Annotated in this window: 19 protein-coding genes; 2 read left to right on the top strand and 17 right to left on the bottom strand. The window is 56.1% G+C overall.

From position 1 onward, the window contains the following. The 8 genes from BLV81_RS08470 to rpsP all read right to left on the bottom strand — a co-directional run bounded on the left by BLV81_RS08470 (position 1) and on the right by rpsP (position 7,817). Complete coding sequence (locus BLV81_RS08470; protein ID WP_092354344.1) at positions 1-2,841, bottom strand: bifunctional diguanylate cyclase/phosphodiesterase; 2,841 nt, start codon at positions 2,839-2,841, stop codon at positions 1-3. A 136-nt stretch (positions 2,842-2,977) separates the two neighbouring features. Then, the gene (locus tag BLV81_RS08465) at positions 2,978-3,325 is read right to left on the bottom strand and encodes a DUF3579 domain-containing protein (RefSeq protein ID WP_092354342.1); all 348 of its coding nucleotides are present in this window, start codon (positions 3,323-3,325) and stop codon (positions 2,978-2,980) included. 139 nt (positions 3,326-3,464) lie between these two features. Further along, positions 3,465-4,421 (bottom strand): CobD/CbiB family protein, encoded by a 957-nt coding sequence (locus tag BLV81_RS08460; RefSeq protein WP_092354340.1) that lies wholly within the window; start codon positions 4,419-4,421, stop codon positions 3,465-3,467. A 226-nt stretch (positions 4,422-4,647) separates the two neighbouring features. Further along, positions 4,648-5,328 carry a CoA pyrophosphatase gene (locus BLV81_RS08455; protein WP_255365056.1) on the bottom strand — a complete coding sequence of 227 codons (681 nt, stop codon included), beginning with the start codon at positions 5,326-5,328 and terminating at the stop codon, positions 4,648-4,650. A gap of 229 nt (positions 5,329-5,557) precedes the next feature. After that, entirely contained in the window at positions 5,558-5,950 is a 393-nt protein-coding gene (rplS, locus tag BLV81_RS08450; protein WP_061942602.1) for a 50S ribosomal protein L19, read from the bottom strand. A 174-nt stretch (positions 5,951-6,124) separates the two neighbouring features. Next, positions 6,125-6,874 carry a tRNA (guanosine(37)-N1)-methyltransferase TrmD gene (gene trmD / locus BLV81_RS08445; RefSeq protein WP_092354338.1) on the bottom strand — a complete coding sequence of 250 codons (750 nt, stop codon included), beginning with the start codon at positions 6,872-6,874 and terminating at the stop codon, positions 6,125-6,127. A gap of 80 nt (positions 6,875-6,954) precedes the next feature. Beyond that, complete coding sequence (gene rimM / locus BLV81_RS08440; RefSeq protein WP_092354336.1) at positions 6,955-7,536, bottom strand: ribosome maturation factor RimM; 582 nt, start codon at positions 7,534-7,536, stop codon at positions 6,955-6,957. 29 nt (positions 7,537-7,565) lie between these two features. Beyond that, positions 7,566-7,817 (bottom strand): 30S ribosomal protein S16, encoded by a 252-nt coding sequence (gene rpsP, locus BLV81_RS08435; RefSeq protein ID WP_092354334.1) that lies wholly within the window; start codon positions 7,815-7,817, stop codon positions 7,566-7,568. A 352-nt stretch (positions 7,818-8,169) separates the two neighbouring features. Between rpsP and BLV81_RS08430 the strand changes: the two genes are divergently transcribed. After that, the gene (locus BLV81_RS08430) at positions 8,170-8,589 is read left to right on the top strand and encodes a TM2 domain-containing protein (RefSeq protein WP_092354414.1); all 420 of its coding nucleotides are present in this window, start codon (positions 8,170-8,172) and stop codon (positions 8,587-8,589) included. A gap of 72 nt (positions 8,590-8,661) precedes the next feature. Here the strand turns inward: BLV81_RS08430 and BLV81_RS08425 are convergent, their stop codons facing one another. From BLV81_RS08425 to BLV81_RS08410, 4 genes are all read right to left on the bottom strand, one after another. After that, positions 8,662-10,452, bottom strand: a complete 1,791-nt coding sequence (locus tag BLV81_RS08425; RefSeq protein ID WP_092354332.1) for an acyl-CoA dehydrogenase — start codon at positions 10,450-10,452, stop codon at positions 8,662-8,664. Positions 10,453-10,606: 154 nt separating this feature from the next. Then, positions 10,607-11,536, bottom strand: a complete 930-nt coding sequence (locus tag BLV81_RS08420) for an electron transfer flavoprotein subunit alpha/FixB family protein (RefSeq protein WP_092354330.1) — start codon at positions 11,534-11,536, stop codon at positions 10,607-10,609. Positions 11,537-11,643: 107 nt separating this feature from the next. Then, the gene (locus tag BLV81_RS08415) at positions 11,644-12,396 is read right to left on the bottom strand and encodes an electron transfer flavoprotein subunit beta/FixA family protein (RefSeq protein WP_092354328.1); all 753 of its coding nucleotides are present in this window, start codon (positions 12,394-12,396) and stop codon (positions 11,644-11,646) included. 392 nt (positions 12,397-12,788) lie between these two features. Then, positions 12,789-13,016 carry a sulfurtransferase TusA family protein gene (locus BLV81_RS08410; RefSeq protein ID WP_170851072.1) on the bottom strand — a complete coding sequence of 76 codons (228 nt, stop codon included), beginning with the start codon at positions 13,014-13,016 and terminating at the stop codon, positions 12,789-12,791. Positions 13,017-13,277: 261 nt separating this feature from the next. Here BLV81_RS08410 and BLV81_RS08405 point away from each other — a divergent pair, with 261 nt between their 5' ends. Further along, positions 13,278-14,627: a DUF4013 domain-containing protein gene (locus BLV81_RS08405; RefSeq protein WP_092354324.1), complete on the top strand. Its 1,350-nt coding sequence runs from the start codon at positions 13,278-13,280 to the stop codon at positions 14,625-14,627. Here BLV81_RS08405 and BLV81_RS08400 read toward each other — a convergent pair whose 3' ends face one another. The 5 genes from BLV81_RS08400 to ugpQ form a co-directional block, all read right to left on the bottom strand. Next, on the bottom strand, positions 14,628-16,217 hold the full coding sequence (locus tag BLV81_RS08400) for a rhomboid family intramembrane serine protease (RefSeq protein WP_092354322.1): 1,590 nt from the start codon (positions 16,215-16,217) through the stop codon (positions 14,628-14,630). 137 nt (positions 16,218-16,354) lie between these two features. Then, a complete protein-coding gene (locus BLV81_RS08395) occupies positions 16,355-16,885 on the bottom strand; it encodes an NUDIX domain-containing protein (protein WP_092354320.1) in 531 nt (176 codons plus the stop codon). 140 nt (positions 16,886-17,025) lie between these two features. Continuing rightward, the gene (alaS, locus tag BLV81_RS08390; protein ID WP_092354318.1) at positions 17,026-19,650 is read right to left on the bottom strand and encodes an alanine--tRNA ligase; all 2,625 of its coding nucleotides are present in this window, start codon (positions 19,648-19,650) and stop codon (positions 17,026-17,028) included. 282 nt (positions 19,651-19,932) lie between these two features. Then, complete coding sequence (locus BLV81_RS08385) at positions 19,933-20,163, bottom strand: hypothetical protein (RefSeq protein WP_092354316.1); 231 nt, start codon at positions 20,161-20,163, stop codon at positions 19,933-19,935. A gap of 206 nt (positions 20,164-20,369) precedes the next feature. Beyond that, positions 20,370-21,155 (bottom strand): glycerophosphodiester phosphodiesterase, encoded by a 786-nt coding sequence (gene ugpQ, locus BLV81_RS08380; protein WP_092354314.1) that lies wholly within the window; start codon positions 21,153-21,155, stop codon positions 20,370-20,372. Positions 21,156-21,270 lie beyond the last annotated feature (115 nt).

Genomic DNA, 21,270 nt, shown 5'->3' with positions numbered 1-21,270 from the left:
TTATGGTAATACTTTTCCTTCGCGCAGGAGGATTTCGATGTCAGCAGCCGCTACCGGCTCGCTGAAATAGAAACCTTGCATTTCGTCACAGCGATGACGTTGCAGGTAAGACAGTTGCTCTTGCGTTTCAACCCCCTCGGCTATCACTTGCAAACGCAGGTTGTGAGCCAGGGAGATGATCGAGGCGACGATCGCAGCATCGTCCTGGTCGACCGTGATGTCGCGCACAAAGGATTGATCGATCTTCAATGCGTCGATCGGAAAACTCTTGAGATAGGCCAGGCTAGAATAGCCGGTGCCAAAATCATCAATCGACAATTGCACCCCTATCGATTTCAGGTCGTTCAGAATACCCACGGCCAGCTCGACATCTGTCATCACCAGGCTTTCGGTCAATTCGATTTCGAGGTAATGCGGCGCCAGTCCGGTAACTTCCAGCATCTCGGCTACCTGCTGCACCAGATTTTGCTGGAAAAATTGGCGCGGCGACAGGTTCACCGACATCCGCAAATACCCCAGGCCCATGCGCTGCCACGTCTTGTTCTGTTCGCAAGCGGTGTGCATTACCCAGGCGCCCATCTGCACGATCAGGCCGGTTTCTTCAGCCAGGTCGATGAAACGCGTGGGCGAGATCATGCCCAGTTGCGGATGTTTCCAGCGAATCAGAGCCTCCATGCCGACCATGCGGCCGGTACGCAAATCCACTTGCGGTTGATAGTAGAGCAGCAATTCCTTGCGTTCCAGCGCGTTGCGCAAATCACCCTCGATCTGCAGGCGTTCAAGCGCTCGTTCATTCATCGCGGCAGTGTAGAACTGGTAATTGTTATTCCCCATTTCCTTGGCCCGATACATGGCGATATCGGCATGCTTGAGCAAGCTGTCAGGGTCTTCGCCGTCATTCGGATAGACTGCGACGCCGACGCTGCAGCTCAGGAAAAAGTCATAGCCTTCAATTTGCAAAGGGCGCGCAATCGCATCCATCAGCCGTTGAATCAGGCCTACGCTCAGCTCTTCATCCAGACGCTCCGGCAAGATCAAGACAAATTCATCGCTGCCCAGCCGCGCGATGGTGTCAGCTTCGCGAGTAAACGTTTTCAGGCGGCTGGCGACTTCCTTCAGCAACAGATCGCCGGCATTGTGCCCGAGCGTATCGTTGACGAATTTAAAGCGGTCCAGATCGACGAACAACACCCACACCCTGTGACCGTACAACTCACCATAGACAATCGACTGGCTCAGGCGGTCGCTCAGCACATTGCGATTGGCGAGGCCGGTCAAGGTGTCGTGCTGGGCCTGATGCTCCAGCTCTGCCTCGTAACTCTTCATTTCCGTGATGTCGTACAAAGACGTGACGAAGTGGCTGACGCGGCCGGAACTATCCTTCACGGGCGCCACGTAAAGCTCGTTCCAGAACAAGGTGCCGTCCTTGCGATAACTGCGGAACACGGCATTCGCGGTGCGCTTTTCGCGCAAGGCAGCGCGAATTTCCTCCAGGCCGATCTGGTCGTGATCGTCGCCATGCAGCATTTCCAGATTGCGGCCAATCATATCCTTGGCGGAGTAACCGGTAATCCTCTCGAATGCGGGATTGACATACTCCACCTGGTAATCCGGTAATTTGGCGCTGGAGATGATGATGGCGTTCGCACTCGATTCGATGGCCCGCTCGCGCAGTTGCAAGGCGTCTTCGGCGCGCTTGCGGGCGACGATATCCTCTTTCATCATTTGCGTCGCCAGCTTGACTTGCTGGGTACGGGCGTCTACCAGCCACTCGATCCGCTTGGAGCGCGTCGATTGAAAATACAGATAGATGGCCCCCATCCAGCTCAGCAAACTACCCAGTATCAATACCAGGATCGATCCGGCATTTTTCTTGGTGAATACGCGCGCCGGCGCCGATGCCTCAATAAACCAGGATTTACCGGCAAGTTCGAAAGTTTGCGACATGTCTTGCGGAGCGTCATACAACAACCAGGCCGGCAGCCAATCGCTGGCATTCGACAGCGTAGCCTGGCTGCCCTGGCGGTAGACCAAGCTACCCTCTTCCGGCTTGGCGCTGGCATATACCCGAAGGTAAAAATCTTCACGCGCCTGCACGCCGTCGCGGGCCAGGATATTGTTGACGAAAGCATCAGCGCGCAAGGCTGCGCTGGTATAACCGATCAACGCACGACGGCGGTCGTCGAGGCTGTCCAACACCGCACCGTGCTGATAAACCGGCATCAGGACCATCATGATCAGCTTGCTGCCGTTCTTGGCCGACTTTTGTTCAAACAGATCGGTAGAGGCCGGCAAACCGGTGTCGCGTGCGCGATTCGCCGCTTCGCTCTGAATGGCACTGTTCGCCACATCCATGGCAAACGCACCTTCATTGCCGGCCATCGGCTCGAGAAATTCGACCACTCGATATTGATCATGTCCAGCCGCAGGTTCCGGCTTGCCGTCGCTTAATTGGCGAATCGAAAAATCAGGATAATGCTTGCGTATCTCAGCTTCATAGGCAGGCCGCTGGGCTGCCGTCACCAGGCGCTGAAAGCCCAGCGACTTGATATACGGAGCGCGGCGCAGCATCGGTTCGGTAAAGGTGCGGAACTGTTCGCGACTGACGCCGTCGACGGTGAGGAACAGGCGATTGACGGTTTCCACTTCATGCACCAGGCCATCCAGACCGTCTACCACCGCTTTAAGATGGCCACTGGCCAGGCGCCGGAATTCGGCATCCATTTTTTCATATTCGAGATGACGGACCGAGACAAACAAGCCGAGCGTGATCGCCAGACCCAATATCAAACTGGATAAAGAGGCAATGGGTATGAAGATTGACGAACCACGACGAAACATTTCTACTCCATTGCGAACAATAGGCGAAATATTACACGGTCTTATTACCCGATAACGTTACACTTTGATTTCTTTTTAGTACTGCAGGCCAACTAAAAGCCACAAGGAAAGAATCCTTGCGGTAACAGATGAAAAATCAGGGCGATTTCGGTGTTTCGGCGTCTGGCAACAAGCAGCCCTGCAAGATTTGCAGATCGTTGTCTTTCGCGAAATTGACTACAAAATGATAGGCCAAAGGCTCGATCTGGCGTAAATCTTCATTGACGACCACCGACCGCACGCCATTCAGCAGCACCGGCCGGACGTAGGGCGAATATTGCAGATGCGCATTGCGACCGCCCGATCCTTCCGGGCGAAAACAGGCCATGACGCCGCACAAGCGCTCGGCCCAGTCGCTGGGACGAAACTGCCTGCCATCGCTGGTGATACCTTGAATAAAAAATTCGCGGGCGGGTGCGTCAGGAGATTGAATTGGTTCGGCCATGCGTACAGCTCGTTTCTTCTATAACGCTTGCTACAGACATTGCTTAGCCTCGGGTAGAAGCAAGCGACTAGTTTTGCGTAAGTGATTCTTACGTATTATATCTTATAGAAGACTGCCATACTACTGCCCGACCGCTGATTTACCCGAGCCAGACTGCGGCCGACAGCAGAAGCAGCAAGAACATCCATAGCAACAGGGCGCGCCAAACCAGGCCGACCGTGCTTTGCAAGGCGCGCGGGGTGGGAACATCGCCCGGCGGGCTTTCGCTTTCCATGGCGGTGGAATCAACCGTCGACGCATCGGCTGGCAGGATGGAAATCGCGGTTTCCGGCGGCGCTCCCAGCAACACGCCCATGGCGCCGCCGCCGGTAGACAAAATGATGCCGTCGGTCTCACTTTTCCAGCGATCGGCAAAATTACGCCAGGCGTAGATCGCGTCTTCGAAATTACCGACTACCGCAAAGGCCGCCGCCGTCATGCGCGCCGGAATCCAGTCTACCCAATAAAATGCCTGGGCCGCAAAACGTCCGAAAGCTTCATTGCGCATGTGATCCGGCTCATTCCAGCCGCGTGCCAGATACTCGGCGACGCGGTACATCACGGCGCAAGCCGGGCCAACCGGCATGAGGAACCAGAAGAACACGCCGAACACATGGCGGTGCGTAGTGATCAGCGCCTTTTCCACGGCGATGCGGGAGATTTCACTGACATCCATATCAGTGGTATCGAGCTTGGTCCACTCGGCCAGCAGGGTGCGCGCCGTGGCGTCGTCGCCGGTATTGAGAGCCAGCTGAATCGAGCTGAAGTAATGGCTGTAATGGCGGAAGCCGAGAGTCAGATACACGATCAAGACATTCCAGAGCAGTGCAGCCCAGGCGCCGACATGCACGCATAACCAATAGATCAACGCAGTCGGGACGGTGAGCGCCAGTATCACGCAAAACCAGCCCAGCCGGCCCTGACGCGCCTGACCTGCATTGAACGAAGCCTCTATCTTGCTCGCGAAATGCTTGACCCATGCATAGACGGGATTGTCCGCACGCAGCGGCTTCAGTTGTTCGATCAGCAATGCAAACAGAATAGAGAGAAATGTCATTAACAACCCTATAAATCAAGTAACTGCATCAAGTAGCCGCGCATGCAGCAGTGCAGCAATCGGCATCCATACCCGCTAAAACCCGGCGCGGGGGTGTTGCCATAACATCTAAAATTGCAGTATCCCATACGATAACGCAGCACACGCACAGAATCAAACTTGTACTGAACTTGTGTTCCGTGCTTTCCACACCTTCTGGTGTCGCACAATAAATTCAAGCCCCGATTCAAGCCCGGAGAAAATGAAACAAATTTCTTAACATGGCGGCAGTCGCTCCCCAAATGAAGAAGCGCTCGTAAGGCATTGCATAAAAGGTGCGGCGATAGCCGTCCGGCAGATCGATACTGCGCAATTGATGGTTCAGGCCGTCCATCAGAAATGCCAGCGGGACTTCAAAGATTTCAGCTACCTCGTCCGGATCGGCGCGCAAGCTGACAGGCGGATCGAGCAGGCACACCACCGGCGTTACACGATAGCCTGTACCGGTAAAATACTCCGGCAAGCTGCCGATCACCTCAACCTGGCTGCGCGCCAGGCCAATCTCTTCTTCAGCTTCACGCAAGGCGGTTTCGATTGGCGAAGCATCGCTCTGCTCCATACGCCCACCCGGAAAACTCACTTGCCCGGCATGATCGGTCAGATGGGCGGCGCGCTGCGTAAACAACAGCGTCGGCTGCTGCTCGTGCATGACGATGGGAATCAACACCGATGCCGGCGTTGCCGGCTTGCCCTGCTGCTGTGCAAGGCGTTGCACAGTCTGGCCATCCATGCGCTCCGGATGCCATTCCGGCCGCTGCGCAAAACGCTGACGCAGCCATGCCGCATTCATCCTTTCGGGCGCCAGCGCAGATTCGCCGGCAACCGCATCAACCGGCAACATCAGGGGATCGAAAGTCAATTTAACCAAGAAAATTCCTCTAGCAATCTTTTCAACACTACTTCAACACTTTACCGCGATGACGGCCAAGGAGCTATCGCAGTCACAGATAATAACAATTAGCACCATTTTACTTTGCGGCAACTATATAGTGGGAACCATACGATAGCCTGCAGCAAACATACATCGCAAATGCAAAAAAGGGGCACCTGACGGCGCCCCTTTCTTTATGCAATACCTATGCCTGCATAACAACGACTTACTCTGCTGCTGGTGCAGCCTTTGCAGTGTTGCGACGTTGTGGCAATTTTTCCTTGATACGTGCCGATTTACCGGAACGCTCACGCAGGTAGTACAGCTTGGCGCGACGGACATCGCCGCGACGCTTGACTTCGATCGAAGCGATCAGTGGCGAGTACAGTTGGAATGTACGCTCAACGCCTTCGCCGGAAGAAATCTTACGGACGATGAAGTTGGAGTTCAGACCACGGTTACGACGCGAAATCACAACGCCTTCGTAAGCCTGAGCACGCTTGCGCGTACCTTCAACTACGTTAACGCTGACGATGACAGTATCGCCTGGTGCGAATTCAGGGATATTTTTGGCAAGGCGAGCAATTTCTTCTTGCTCAAGTTGTTGGATCAAGTCCATTTTTAGCTCCATATACCATCTTGCTGACGCCAAATGTGCAAAGCACTGCTCAGTAGAGGATGGGGTTAATACACAGGTGGCCGGCTGGCCTCCCCTTGGTACTGCGGTACTGCTCAACTACTATTTACTACCAACTACAAGCGGGCGATCAAGCGCTTTTACAAGCATTTTCGCTTAATCAATATTCCGTAAAAACTTTTCATCGGCCGCGCTCAGCAAACCGGCAGCGCGTATCTTCTGAATCAGATCCGGCCGTTTCTTTACCGTGGCAGACAGCATTTGCTGACGCCGCCATTTTTCGATTTCAGCGTGATGCCCGCCCATCAAGACCGGCGGCACCGCTACGCCTTCATACTGTTCCGGCCGGGTGTAATGCGGACAATCCAGCAAGCCATTGACAAAACTGTCTTCGACCGCCGATGCTCCATCATTCAGCACACCGGGCAACTGCCGGATCACCGCATCCATCAAAGCCATCGCCGGCAATTCGCCGCCGGACAAAACGAAATCGCCAAGGCTGATTTCTTCATCCACGCAACGATCCAGCAAACGCTGGTCAACCGCTTCATAACGGCCGCAGAGCAATACCAAACCGGGTTCGGTACGCAATTCCATGACGCGCTGATGGGTCAGCGGCCGGCCTTGCGGCGACAGATAGACTACTCTCGGTGCAGGCAGGCTTTGTTGCAGCTGACGCGCCTTGGCCGCTTCAATCGCAGCTTCCAGCGGCTTCGCCATCATCACCATGCCAGGGCCGCCGCCATAAGGCCGGTCATCCACGGTACGATGATTGTCGGTCGTGAAATCACGCGGATTCCACAAGGCCAGCTCACATCTTTTTTGTTCAAACGCACGCCGGGTAACACCCGATTGCGTCAGTGCGGCAAACATTTCGGGAAACAGTGTGACGACATCAAATTGCATACCGCGCACCTTTTTGTTTCGCTTGCGATCTTGTTTGCTGCTTTAGCTGCCTGGAGCTGATGCTGAATTCAAGCCTGGATTTAATAATCCAGTCCCCAGTCAACCGTGATTTTCTTTGCTGCCTGATCCACCGTCTTGACGAACTGCTCAACAAACGGGATCAATAATTCTGCTGCGGTTTTGTCCTGACCTGCGACTGCCGGCACCGTAATCCGAAGAATCGGATGCGCGCCGTTGTCCATCAAATCAGCGACCACGCCCAAATGCTCGCCTTGCAGATTCTCAACCACCAGGCCGATCAGATCGACCCAATAGAATTCATCGTCCGCAAGCGCCGGAAAATGGCTGCGTGGAATATGCACCACACTGCCCTTCATGGCTTCGGCTGCGTCACGCCCTGCCACACCCATCAGGCGCGCCACAATGTCGCCACTGTGGTTTTTCGCCTGCATCATTTCGACATCGTGCAATTCCGGCGAATTCTGCCGGTTCAGCCACCATGTCTTGGCGTGCAACAGTGCATCGGCATCCGCCGAATACGGTTTGATCCGCACCCAGCCATTAATGCCGTAGGCGCCAGTAATGTAACCGACCACCACCAAGTCTGAAGGTATTGCAGTTCCAGCTGGTGCTGTGACCGACAAATTTACTGACGCGCTCATCGGCTGACTTAACGGTTCAAACTGCTTAATTAAGCAGTTTTCTTGGCAGCGTCGGCAACCAGACGCGCAACGGTCGGCGACATTTGTGCGCCAACACCTTGCCAATGCGTCAGGCGGTCCTGAGCAATGCGGAAAGTCTCTTCTGCACCGGAAGCTACCGGATTGTAAAAGCCGATACGCTCGATGAAGCGACCGTCACGGCGATTGCGCGAATCAGTAGCTACGATGTTGTAAAAAGGACGCTTCTTTGCGCCACCACGGGATAAACGAATAACGACCATAATGTTTCCAAAAAGTGTTCGAACACGGAAAAAGCCGCAAATTATAACGCAAAGTGAGCCACTCCCGCAACCAAAGCAGGCCATGGGTGTGGTTACACTACGTCAAACAGGTATTTGCAGGGCTCCAAAACGCTTTGCGGCTCTACGCCGCAAGCGGGCCTGACTATCAAAGTGACATTCTATTGAAGCAGGCTGTACACTACGCCCTCAATCTGCTTTCCGACACGCATGGTGCACCTCGGAAACATCAGTGGCGATAGCCAAGCCAGTATATTAGCAATATTCCTAGCTGATGCAAGGATTGCCTGCTTTAAATTACATGTTCCAGACATTTCATTCACCCATCCTGCCAATGACCCGATCCCACAAGAACAAGACACTCGCCACCTTCACGGCCACCGTATTTGGCAGCATAGGCCTGCACCGTTTCTATCTGAAGGGATTGCAAGATATCTGGGGCTGGCTGCATTTTGCCGCTCTGCCAATTTCCATACTCGCCTACTTGTTTTTTAGACAAAATCAACAAGTGACGTTCCTGTTCGGACCACTGATCATCTCGGGCCTGATTGCCTGCATCGAATCGCTGGTCATAGGATTAACCCCGGACGAGAAATGGGACGCCCAATACAATGCCAACTCCGGCCGCCAATCCGATTCCAGCTGGTTTGTCGTCTTGCTGGTGGTATTAACCGTGGGAATCGGCGCGATCGCTTTGATTGGCTCAATTGCCCGGACATTCGACCTGCTGTTCACCGGCGGCGCCTACGGTTGAGCTTTGGAACCCGGTACGCGCCGGCACCAAAAAAAAAAGCAGCCGCGGCTGCTTTTTTTTCATCGGAAAAAATCAGAACTGGTCTTCCGTCAACGCCATCACGCCGCTGCTGCCTTCGACAATCGAGATGCGATAAGCATCAGCCTGGGACAGTATATGCTCGGCAAAGAAGCGCGCCGTACCGATCTTGGCCTGATAGAAATTGCTGTCGCCCGCGGCCGACTGCAATTTTTGGTTTGCAATCAGCGCAGCACGTCCAAGCTGCCAGCCGCCCAATACGATGCCGGCCAGCTTCAGATACGGCACGCTACCGGCAAACACGCCCTTGATATCGCTCTTCAGATTATCGACCACGTAGCTGACCACCTGTTCCAGCGCATCAGCGCCGCTGGCCAGTTGTTTGCCGATAGCGACCAGGTCGGCCGCACCGCTGCTCGCCAGCTCCGCTTGCGTAGCACGCACCTGGGCAATGATGCCCTTGGCGACGGCGCCGCCATCGCGCGCAGTCTTGCGGCCGACCAGATCGTTGGCCTGGATTGCCGTGGTGCCTTCATAAATCGTCAAGATCCGCGCATCGCGATAGAACTGCGCCGCGCCGGTTTCCTCGATAAAGCCCATGCCGCCATGAATCTGCACGCCGGTGGACGCCACGTCGATCGAAATCTCGGTCGACCAGCCTTTGACGATCGGCACCATGTACTCATAGAACGCCTGATTCGCTTTACGCGTCGCTGAGTCGGCATGATGATGGGCGGCATCATGCGCAGCCGCGGTCACATACGCCAAGGCGCGTGCCGCCTCAGTCTGCGAGCGCATGCTCATCAGCATGCGCCGTACATCCGGCTGATGAATAATCGTCACGGCGCCGGCTGAACCGGCCAGGTCGCGCGATTGCACGCGGTCCTTGGCGTAAGCCAGCGCTTTTTGATAAGCGCGCTCGGCAACGCTGATGCCTTGCAGGCCAACCGCAAAACGCGCCGCATTCATCATGATGAACATATATTCGAGGCCGCGATTCTCCTCGCCCACCAAGGTACCGACAGCGCCGCCGTGGTCGCCGAACTGCAGCACCGCTGTCGGACTGGCTTTGATGCCGAGCTTGTGCTCCAGCGAGACGCAATGGACGTCGTTGCGCGCGCCGGGCGAGCCGTCGGCATCGACCATGAATTTCGGCACGATGAATAGCGAAATGCCCTTCACGCCTTCCGGCGCGTTCGGAGTACGCGCCAACACCAGATGCACGATATTCTCAGCCATATCGTGCTCGCCGTAGGTGATGAAAATCTTGGTGCCGGAAATCTTGTAAGTGCCGTCGCCCTGCGGTACCGCACGGGTGCGCACCAGCGCCAGATCGGAGCCGGCTTGCGGCTCGGTCAGATTCATGGTGCCGGTCCATTTGCCGGATACCAGGTTCTCCAGGTAAATCCGCTTTTGCTCATCGCTGCCGGCGGTCAGCAAGGCTTCAATCGCACCGTCGCTCAACAGCGGGCACAAAGCAAAAGACAGATTGGCCGCATTCAGCATCTCTATGCATGGTGTCGCCACCAGCTTGGGCAAACCCTGGCCGCCAAATTCAACCGGATGCTGCACACCTTGCCAGCCGGCTTGCGCAAAGGCCTTGAATGCTTCTTTAAAACCCTTGCTGGTAGTGACTTCGCCGTCATGCCAGTAACTCGGCTCTTGATCGCCGCTGCGGTTTAAGGGCGCGACCACTTCACTGCAAAACTTGGCATTCTCTTGCAACACGGCTTCCACGGTTTCCGGCGTCGCATCTTCACAGCCAGGCAATGTGCTGACCTGCTCCAGACCGGCCAATTCGTTCAGCACGAACAGCATGTCTTTCAACGGGGCGACATAACTCATGAGTTACTCCAAAAAATTGGGCGGCACCGCTGAGCCTGACACCGCCAGCACCCGCAATACCACCCGTATACTTTCGATTTTCAACAAAACGCTGAAAGGCCGCGCATCAAAAGCCAGCCCCCCCCCCCCAACGCACTGCAAAACGCCGGTCGGCTTAGCCCAGTTCGGCCACCAGTTGCGGCACGATCTCGAACAGGTCGCCCACAATGCCGTAGTCCGCGACCGAGAAAATCGGCGCTTCTTCATCCTTGTTGATGGCGACGATCACCTTGGAATCTTTCATCCCGGCCAGATGCTGGATCGCGCCGGAAATACCGACGGCGATATACAGCTGCGGCGCCACGATCTTGCCGGTTTGTCCGACCTGCCAGTCGTTGGGCACGAAGCCCGCATCCACTGCGGCGCGCGAGGCGCCCATGGCGGCGCCCAGCTTGTCCGCCAGCGGCTCCAGGATCTTGAAATTTTCCGCCGAACCCAGGCCGCGGCCGCCGGAGACGATGATCTTGGCTGCCGTCAGTTCAGGACGATCCGATTTGGCCAGCTCGCGCGAGACGAATGCGGATTTGCCGAAGTCGGCTGCGGCTGCGATATTTTCCACGGCTGCGGAACCGCCGCCGGCAGCAGCGTCAAAACCGGTGGTACGCACGGTGATGACTTTGGTGGCGTCGCTCGATTGCACGGTGGCGATGGCGTTGCCGGCATAGATAGGACGCTCAAAGGTATCCGGGCTGTCGACCTTGGTGATTTCGGAAATCTGGCCGACGTCCAGTTTGGCGGCGACGCGCGGCAGGATGTTTTTGCCGTAAGCGGTGGCCGGCGCCAGGATGTGGCTGTAGCCGGCGGCCAGGGCCAGCACCTGCTCGGCGACGTTTTCGGCCAGGCCATCGGCAAAGTAGGCGGCATCGGCAACCAGCACTTTGCTCACGCCGGCAGCTTGCGCGGCGGCTTGGGCGGCTGCGCCGCAGTTGCTGCCGGCGACCAGCACGTGGACTTCGCCGCCGCATTGGCTGGCGGCGGTAATGGTATTGAGGGTGCTGCCTTTTAACGAGGCGTTATCGTGTTCGGCGATGACGAGGGCTGTCATGTTGGCTCCAGAGTTATGTACGCTCGCCTGCATCATGATCATGATGCGGCGCTACGCTTGATTCTTGAATAGGTTATGGTTGATTCGGCGGGCTAAGTCAGCTTCGCTTACAGTACCTTGGCTTCGTTCTTCAGCTTGGCGACCAGGGTAGCGACGTCAGGCACCTTGATGCCGGCGCTGCGCTTGGCTGGCTCCACCACTTTCAGCGTCTTCAGGCGCGGTGCGACATCCACACCGAGATCGGCCGGCTTGAACACATCCAAGGTTTTCTTCTTGGCCTTCATGATGTTCGGCAGCGTCACATAGCGCGGCTCGTTCAGGCGCAAATCGGTGGTGATGATGGCCGGCAGCGTCAGTGCCAGGGTTTCCAGGCCGCCGTCGACTTCACGCGTGACCGTCACCTTGCCGTCTTCCAGCACGACCTTGGAAGCAAAGGTCGCTTGCGGCCAGCCCAGCAGCGCAGCCAGCATCTGGCCGGTCTGGTTGCAATCGTCGTCGATCGCCTGCTTGCCGAGGATGATCAGCTGCGGTTGTTCTTTGTCGGCCACGGCCTTCAACAGCTTGGCCACCGCCAGCGGTTGCAGATCGGTGTCGCCGGTATCGACCAGCACGCCGCGGTCGGCGCCAATCGCCATCGCCGTGCGCAGGGTTTCCTGGCATTGCGTGACGCCGCAGGAAATCGCGATCACTTCCGTCACCTTGCCGCCTTCTTTCAGGCGCGTGGCTTCTTCCACCGCGATTTCGTCAAACGGATTCATCGACATCTTGACGTTCGCAATATCGACACCGCTGCCGTCCGACTTGACCCGCACCTTGACGTTGTAATCGACGACACGCTTGACTGGTACTAATACTTTCATCGGTATGCCTTTTTATTGAAATAAAAAAATCTGGGTTGATGCGGGCTGACGTCAATTGACGCCAATTGACGTTAACGTAAATCTTAATTAGGAATTATAAGAGAGAATTCGTTCCGACGCTGAAATTTAGCACGATCGTTCTATTAAATCTTAGAGCAAACGGACTAATCGCACCAGTTTTTTCTAAAACAAAATACGCTCAATGTGATTTATGCAATGGAAATGCGTTGCGCCGACCTGAAACGGAAGGCGGAAAGGGATAAAACCGAGGTATTGCGCGACCAGCAGAACGCTGGTTGCGGCATATATTGATGGATAAAAATCTGCTGCGGAGACTACGGTGAAAGGCTGGCCATGAATCGACTATAAGTCGACGACGCGCATTTACTTTCTTACTTGCGTTTCATGAAGAAAATAAATTCTCTGTTTTCTTCGCTCTGCTCCAGCAAATCATTACCCGTCTGCTTCGCGAACGCCTGAAAATCGCGCACCGAGCCAGAATCCGTCGCCATCACACGTAGCACTTCGCCGCTCAGCATGTCTGCCAACGCCTTCTTGGTTTTCAAAATCGGCAGTGGGCAATGCAAACCGCGTGCGTCGAGTTCTTTATTAAATTCCATAACCACTTCGTAAGGTAAAGATTTTTAACATTTGATGCTATTTATTGATTCTACTCCAAACGCAGACGCCTTTGACGCGTTGCAACAAAGCATCAATCATTTTTACAACAGCAGTGCCGCAAATAAATATGTCTTTAATGCAATTTCTGCTTCCATCCGCGTGCTAACATTCATTCACAAAGTAACAACATTTAACAGACACAATCGCCGGAGATAACGCCGCCCCATGGCAACTCATGGCGAACCATTCTGAGGAACAGCATGCGAGACAACCTTAGCGAAAAACCTTTCAGCAACGTTACACCGTTCTGGCAGCGCTTACCTCAATTTTTCCTGTATCCAATGCAGCAGCAGCTGATCTGGCGTCCGGTGTTTTACGCCTTGCTCAGCAGCGGCTTATGGCTGCTAGGCAGGAGCGGCGAGGACGACGGATTCTCTCCGGTCATACTGATCGTTGCGGTACTGGTCGGCATAGGTCTATCCATCGACCTGATGCGGCAGGCGTTCCGGATCCTGGAACAAACCTCGCTCGGCAATTTGCGCCATGCCGATTTCGACGAGCCGGACGACATGCACAAGATGACGCCCTACAAGCTCTATTTTGCGATGCTGGTGCAAGGCATTTTCATTGCCATCATGGCCGACATCCATCCGTTTCTCGGGCTGCTGGGAAGCGCCGTGGTCAATCTGATGCTGCCGGCCAGCATCATGGTGCTGGGACATACCCACAGCTTCAGCGACGCCATCAATCCCTTCAACGTGTTCAAGATGATCAAGGCCTGCGGCTGGCCCTATCTGGCGCTATGGGCGTTCGGATTCATACTGAGCCAGTGCGCACCGATTACCGCCATGCTGTTTCTGGGCAAAGTGCCGATCACCCTGCTGATCGGCTTGAGCGTCTTCGCTTGCGCCTATTTCACTTTGGTTGGTTTCAACCTGATGGGCTATACGATGTACCAATACCATCAGGAGATCGGTTATTCGCCGGATCGCAATTTTGACGTCAACGCACTCGCCGGCAGCCGCCAAAACCGCCCTCTTAGCGACGATGAAATCCTGGCGCAGCAAATCGGTGCGCTGGTGCGCGACGGCGACATCGGCCTGGCGATGGAGATGGTATGGGAAGAGCTGCGCTACGACCAGTTCAACGCGCAATTGTCGAGCCACTACGCCAAACTGCTGATGCTCAAGGGCGACAAGAGCAAGCAGCTGGAGTATGCGCCACGTCACCTGTTTGCCCTGGCCCGCTCGGGCAAAGGCGGCCGGATCGGCGATAGCTGGAGGCAAGCGCGCCTGCTTGATCCAGAATTCAAGATCGACAATCCCGATCATGTATTGGAAATTGCGGCGGCCGCCGCCTCGGTACGCGAACATCAGATTGCATTGGAAATCGTATCCGGTTTCCACAAGCGCGCAGCGCGTCATAAAGATGTGCCGGCGGTGCTGGTCCTGGCCGGCAAGCTGCTGTCCGATCACCTGCGCCAGGACGCCCGCGCCTTGTCGCTGTTCAATCACGTGATAGCGCAATGGCCAAGCAACCCGGCGGCCGGCGAAGCGCAACAATACAAAAATGTGATCGAGCGCCTGACACAAGATGCCGGGCAAACCTGATTAGTATCGATTGCCGGGGCTGGTAGCCAAGCGGCTTTCTTCACTCAGAGGAAACTGCTGCAGCAGCAATTTCTGATAATGCTGCGCCTTGTCGTGTATGCCCGCCGCCATGAAGCCCCTGGCCACGAACTGCACCAGCTGCGGCAATTGCTGATGCTGGCGCGCAGTCACCATCAATATCTGCAAGATGGCCGCTGCCGTTTGCGGCTGCCCGTTCAATGCGAATCGCCTGGCGACTGCCAGCGATTGCTCGCTGCTCAGCTGCGGCCGCGGTTCGGCTCTTGCCACATAATCCAGGTAGGCCTGATGAATTTTATCTTCGGCCAGGCTGCCTTTTGGCAGACGCAGCAACATCTCTGCGGTCTTGTGGAAGATCGGCGCAGCCGGCGTTTCTTTCGACAGATTGAATAATTGCAGCAGCCAGTCCGGCTTCGGCGTCTTCTGTTGCGCCAGGGTTTTGCTCACCAGGCTGCTGAAGTCGCGCCGGGCGCGCGTGAAATCCAGCCGGCTCAGGGCTGAATACGCACTCTGCTGCAGCTTGCGCAATTGCTGATCGTCGTCGGCAGGGGCGACATAATTAGCGTGCGCCTGATCCAGCTTGCGCCGCGCCAGCAAGCGATAGAGCAAGGCTAGCGATGCGCCGCCCAGCAAGCCGCCGATATGGGCGTAGTAATTGGTATTCGACGGTGCGCCAAACAACAAGTCGAACGCTTCCTTGCCGACCCAGATCGGCAACATGATCAATGCCGGCGCCTTGAAGAAATCGAAATAAAACAGGAACCAGTAAAAGAAACGTATCTTGCGCAAGCCGTACAGTACGGTGTACATCCCCATGACTCCGGAAATGGCGCCCGACGCTCCCAGCGACAACATCATGCTGTCGCCCTCGAACAAAAGATAAAATGCCGCAGACAACAAACCCGATGCCAGGTAAAACAGCAAATACCAGGCGCCGCCCAACAAGATTTCAACCGCATAGCCGACCATCGCCAGGAACACCATATTGCCCAGCACATGGTCGACGCTGGCGTGCAAGAACATGTGGGTAAGCAGCGTAACCGGGCGCTCGAACGCCTGCGCCGGTATCAACGAATAGCGCTCGGTAAAACTCTGCTTGCGGGTCAGCACGTAGCGCTCTCGCTGCTCTTTCCATTCGGCCAGGTCGTCATCGCTGAGCGTGCCCAGCACAGCCGGTTTCGCTTGCTGCATCAAGGCCGCAAAACGGAGGTCGGCGTCCAGCACATACCAGCGCTGGATAAGTTGCTGATAATTTTCCAATGAAGCGGTCTTGCCGTCGCGTGCCGCAGCCAGATCGGCACGTGCCCGCAATTGCCGCCAACGCTCCAGGGCCTTGCGCATGGTTGCGGCGGCCTCGGGCTTGTCATCGCTTTCCAGATAACGCGCATAGGCGGGAAACTCGAATTCGGGTAAGCGCGACTCGACCAGATAATAATGCGCGGCCGGCTCCATCTGGCTGCGCTCATGCCATTGAATGCCGAAATAAATCAGCAGATTGATCAGCACCAGCAGGATAGTCACCAGCGGCGGGCGCTTCCAGTCTGGCTTACGGTCTACCGGGATAATCAACATGGCGGCTCAAGAGCGGGAAGGAATTGTAATAGCGCAATTTTACCTAGTCATTGCCGTATGGCAGCGCTTTTTTTTGCCAACTACAATGCTTCCGCCTTGGCCGAGGCGCGTTCTCAGGTTTTCAAGACAGCTTCAGGCTACGCCGTCTGCAACAAGGGCCGCTCAACATACTCAACCGCCAGTCCTTGCGCCCGCATCCAGTCGGCGACAGCGTGGCCGGTGCCGGCGCGCCAGGGACGCAACGCCGCCGGCTCCAGCAGGCGATATTCCAGCAATTCCGGCGACAGTTGAATCCGGCCGGATGCCTTGACGTGATAGGCGATGATGAGTTCGTTCTTGCGCATGAATTCGTAGACGCCGATCAGCGTGACCTGCTCGGCGTCAAGATTGGTTTCTTCCTTGAGTTCACGCGCGATGCCCTGCTCCGGGGTCTCATCGCGCTCCATGAACCCGGTGATCAGCGCAAACATGCCCTCCTGCCATGCCGCATTGCGCGCCAGCAGGATCTTGCCGTCGATCTCGACTACCGCCGCCAGCACCGGCAACGGATTATCCCAATGGGTCCAGTGGCCATCGGGACAGGCCAGGCGCGACTTTCCGGCTTCGCCGTCGTCGGCACGCTGAATCAGGGATTTCGCACACACCGGACAAAATTTAAATTCACTCATGTCAGAGTTGGTCAGTTGAGGACAGAATAAAAAAACGGGAAGAACCAATCCGCGATACTACTGCGATTTGATGCTTCCCGCTTCCGCTTGCCACGATCTCAGTGCCAGCCCGGTGGCAACTTAGTCACTTGCGACTGATGTTATGCGCGTTCGCCGACCCACGCAGCGACACCTTGCAACGCCGCCGCCAGGCCGCTGGCATCGGTGCCGCCGGCTTGCGCCATATCGGGACGGCCGCCGCCTTTGCCGCCTACCTGCAATGCGACAAAATTGACCAGCTCGCCTGCCTTGACCTTCGCAGTAGCATCGGCCGTGACGCCGGCGATCAGGCTCACCTTGCCATCCTTCACGGCAGCCAGGACGATTGCCGCAGTCTTCAGCTTATCCTTCAGCTTATCCATGGTTTCGCGCAAGGTCGCACTATCGGCGCCTTCCAGCGTAGCCGCCAATACCTTGATGCCATTGACGTCGACCGCCTGGCTTACCAGTTCGTCACCCTGGTTCGCAGCCAGTTTCGACTTCAGGCTGCTCAGCTCTTTTTCCAGCGCCTTGACGTGTTCCTGCACCTGGGCGATACGCTGCGTCAGTTCTTCCGGCTGCGCTTTCAATGCCGCCGCGGCTTCGTTGACGCGATTGCTCAGGTTCTGCACCAGCGCCAGCCCGGCTTCGCCGGTCACCGCTTCGATACGGCGAATGCCGGCTGCAACGCCGCCTTCGGCCACGATCTTGAACAAGCCGATATCGCCGGTACGGGTGACGTGGGTGCCGCCGCACAATTCACGTGAGCTGCCAATCGACAATACGCGTACTTCGTCGCCATATTTTTCACCGAACAATGCCATGGCGCCGGCGCCAACCGCGTCGTCGAACGACATCAGCCTGGCTTCGGTAGCCACATTGGCCAGGATTTCGCGATTGACGATTTCCTCGATGCGACGAATTTCGTCGGCGCTGACCGGGGCGTTGTGACTGAAGTCGAAACGGGTTTTGTCGGCATCGACCAGCGAACCTTTTTGCGCAACATGGCTGCCCAACACTTCGCGCAAAGCCTTGTGCATCAGGTGGGTTGCCGAGTGATTGCGTATGGTGCGGCCGCGCACTGCGGTATCCACCTTGGCGCTCAGCTTGGCGCCGACTGCCAGCGATCCGCTGCGCAGATTGCCGTGATGACCGAAAACTTCGGCCTGGATTTTCAGCGTATCGGCCACGTCAAACAAGGCGCTTGCCGCTTCCAGTATGCCGGAATCGCCAACCTGGCCGCCCGACTCGGCGTAGAACGGCGTAGTGTCGAGCACCACGATGGCGTCCTGGCCGGCTTCGATTTTTTGTACTGCGCTGCCATCCACATACAGCGCCAGCACTTTGGCGTCATGCGCCAGAGCGTCGTAACCGACGAAGCGGGTCTTGTCGCCGCTGTATTCCACCGCCGCCGCCATCTTGAATTTACCGGCAGCGCGCGCAGTCGATTTCTGCCGTTCCATCGCCGTGGCAAAACCTGCTTCATCCAGCTCGACCTCACGTTCGCGGCAGATATCCGCGGTCAGATCGAGCGGGAAACCGAAAGTGTCGTACAGCGTAAATGCGGTTTCGCCGTCCAGCTTCTTCGGCGTCTTGGCCAGCGCCGCTTCCAGAATCTTCATGCCGTGTTCCAGCGTCTCGCCGAAACGTTCTTCTTCCTGCTTGAGTACTTGTTCGACACGCTCTGCGGCTTCCGGCAATTCCGGATAGGCCGCGCCCATTTCCAGCACCAGGTCCTTGACCAGCTTGTAGAAAAACGGCTTGGTCTGGCCCAGCTTGTGGCCGTGGCGCAGCGCGCGGCGGATAATCCGGCGCAACACATAACCGCGTCCCTCATTGCCGGGAATCACGCCATCGACCACCAGGAAAGAACAGGCGCGGATATGATCGGCGATCACTTTCAGCGAATTGTTTTCCAGAGCGGTGACATGGGTCTCGCGTGCAGCCGCCTTGATCAGGCTCTGGAACAAGTCGATTTCATAGTTGCTGTGAACATGTTGCAATACCGCGGCCAGACGCTCCAGGCCCATTCCGGTATCGACGCATTGCTTCGGCAATGGCGTCAGGGTGGCGACGCCGGTTTTCGGATCGATCTGGCGGTCGAATTGCATGAACACGTTGTTCCAGATTTCGATGTAGCGGTCGCCATCCTGCTCCGGGCTGCCCGGAGGACCGCCCCAGACGTCGGGACCATGGTCGTAGAAAATTTCGGAGCAAGGGCCGCAAGGGCCGGTGTCGGCCATTTGCCAGAAATTGTCCGATGCATACGGTGCGCCCTTGTTGTCGCCGATGCGCACGATGCGCTCCTTCGGCAGGCCGATCACCTTGTGCCAGATATCGTAAGCTTCGTCGTCCGTCTCGTACACGGTAGCCCACAGCTTGTCAGCCGGCAGGCCATATACCTTGGTCAGCAGCTCCCAGGCCCAGACCAGCGAATCGTGCTTGAAGTAGTCGCCGAACGACCAGTTGCCCAGCATCTCGAAAAAAGTGTGGTGACGCGCGGTGTAGCCGACGTTTTCCAGATCGTTATGCTTGCCGCCGGCGCGCAGGCAGCGCTGTACCGACGTGGCGCGCACATAGTTGCGCTTTTCGGTACCCAGGAACACATCCTTGAACTGCACCATACCGGAGTTGGTAAACAGCAGTGTCGGATCGTTGCCTGGCACCAGGCTCGACGAGCGCACGATGGCATGGCCTTTGGATTCAAAGAATTTGAGAAACTTTTCGCGGATTTCGGCTGAATTCATGTTCTTGGGCAAAAATGAAACGGTGCAAGGAAAAAAGCAAGGGAGCACACGCTTAACATCATAGGCAGATCCGAGATCGATCACGCTACGGTTACGTGCACGTCCTTTTGCAAACCTTTGATTATACGTGATACCAGCCAGGCAATTGTTAACTAGACCTCCGCCGCGGCACGATGAAAAAAGCCCATCAGGATCTCCCCCGACGGGCTTTGAATGACATGAAGCCTGTATTCTGACGAAATTCAGCTCAGTTTCAGCTCCGTATCAGGCTACAGCAGGCTATTAGGCGCCTTTGTTGGTCGGTACTGCTTTGATAGCGTGTTTTTTAGCGCGATGATGCTTTTTATGCATTTTTTCAGCTGGCGCAGCAGCAGGTGCAGATGCAGCTGGTGCGGCGGCAGGAGCTGCCATTGGTGCGGCAGAAGCCGGCGCTGCGGCAGGAGCACTTTGTGCCATGACAGGCAGAGCGAAAGCAGCGATGACTACGGCAGCCAGCAATTTGTTGATCTTCATTTTGATTTCCTTTAAATTATTTAAAAAACAAGTAAATTTAATGCTTTACAAGTAAAACTAACGATCAACCATCAGCATGATTGCTGTGAATATGGTCTGAAACTCGGTTCCGCACTCTATTAACGCCAGCTTTTTGATTCGGTTGACATGATGCTACAGCGTGTTTTTATTTTTCTGACGCCGCCGGCTTGCAAGCCGCTTCCCGTTCAGCCGGGCAAGGAAAAGTCGGCGCCGATCAGATCAATCCGGTCCGTGCAGAATCCGTCCACGCCCCAGCCAAGTATCTCCCTGGCGCGCGTCGGCGTATTTACCGTATAGCAAAATAAACCATAAGCAGCCTGCTTGACTGCCTGCGCCTGCATCGGCGACAGGTATTTGTGATTGGTATGCAAGGCAACCGCATCCAGCTCCTGCAAACGCAGTTGCCAGTCATCTTCGATGACGTCCGTCAGGAAGCCGCGCGGGATATCCGGCGCCGCCACTTGCGCAGCGCGCAGGGCTTCAAACGAAAAAGACGAAAACAATGGCAATGCAGGATCGGCCCAGGTACCGCGGCCGCTGGCCTCATGCGCCGCTATCTCATCGGCAAAGAATTCCTCTGTTACCTGGGCGACGATACGCCCCGTCTCCACCTCAAACCCTTCGGCCGGCTTGATTTCAACATTCATCCAGATGCCATGCCGGCGGCAAAAATCGAGTACCTGCCGATAAGTGCATATCGGCTCGCCGGCAAACTGCGGGCCGAGCCAGCTGCCGGCATCCATTGCAGTCAGCTCATCCGAGGTGAAGTCGGCAACCTTGCCGACGCCACGCACGGTGCGGCCAAATACGGCGTCGTGCATCAAAATCGGCACGCCGTCGCGCGCCAGCATGACGTCGAATTCGACCGCCCGGTATCCATGTTCCAGGCCGCAACGCAGCGCGGCCAGCGTATTTTCCGGCGCCAGCGTGCCGCCGCCGCGATGCGCGACTATTTTGGGATAGGGCCACATGAATCTTCTCTTTCTATCGAATGAATAAGTAAGCCAGAATGACTCCGTGACCGACCGGAACTATTTGCAAGCAACTGCTGCAACCAGTTACGCTCAGTCAGAGACAATCTTGCCT

This window comes from Collimonas sp. OK242 (assembly GCF_900107095.1).
In the GTDB taxonomy this organism is placed as follows: domain Bacteria; phylum Pseudomonadota; class Gammaproteobacteria; order Burkholderiales; family Burkholderiaceae_D; genus Collimonas.
This window is presented reverse-complemented; position numbering and strand designations above follow the sequence as displayed.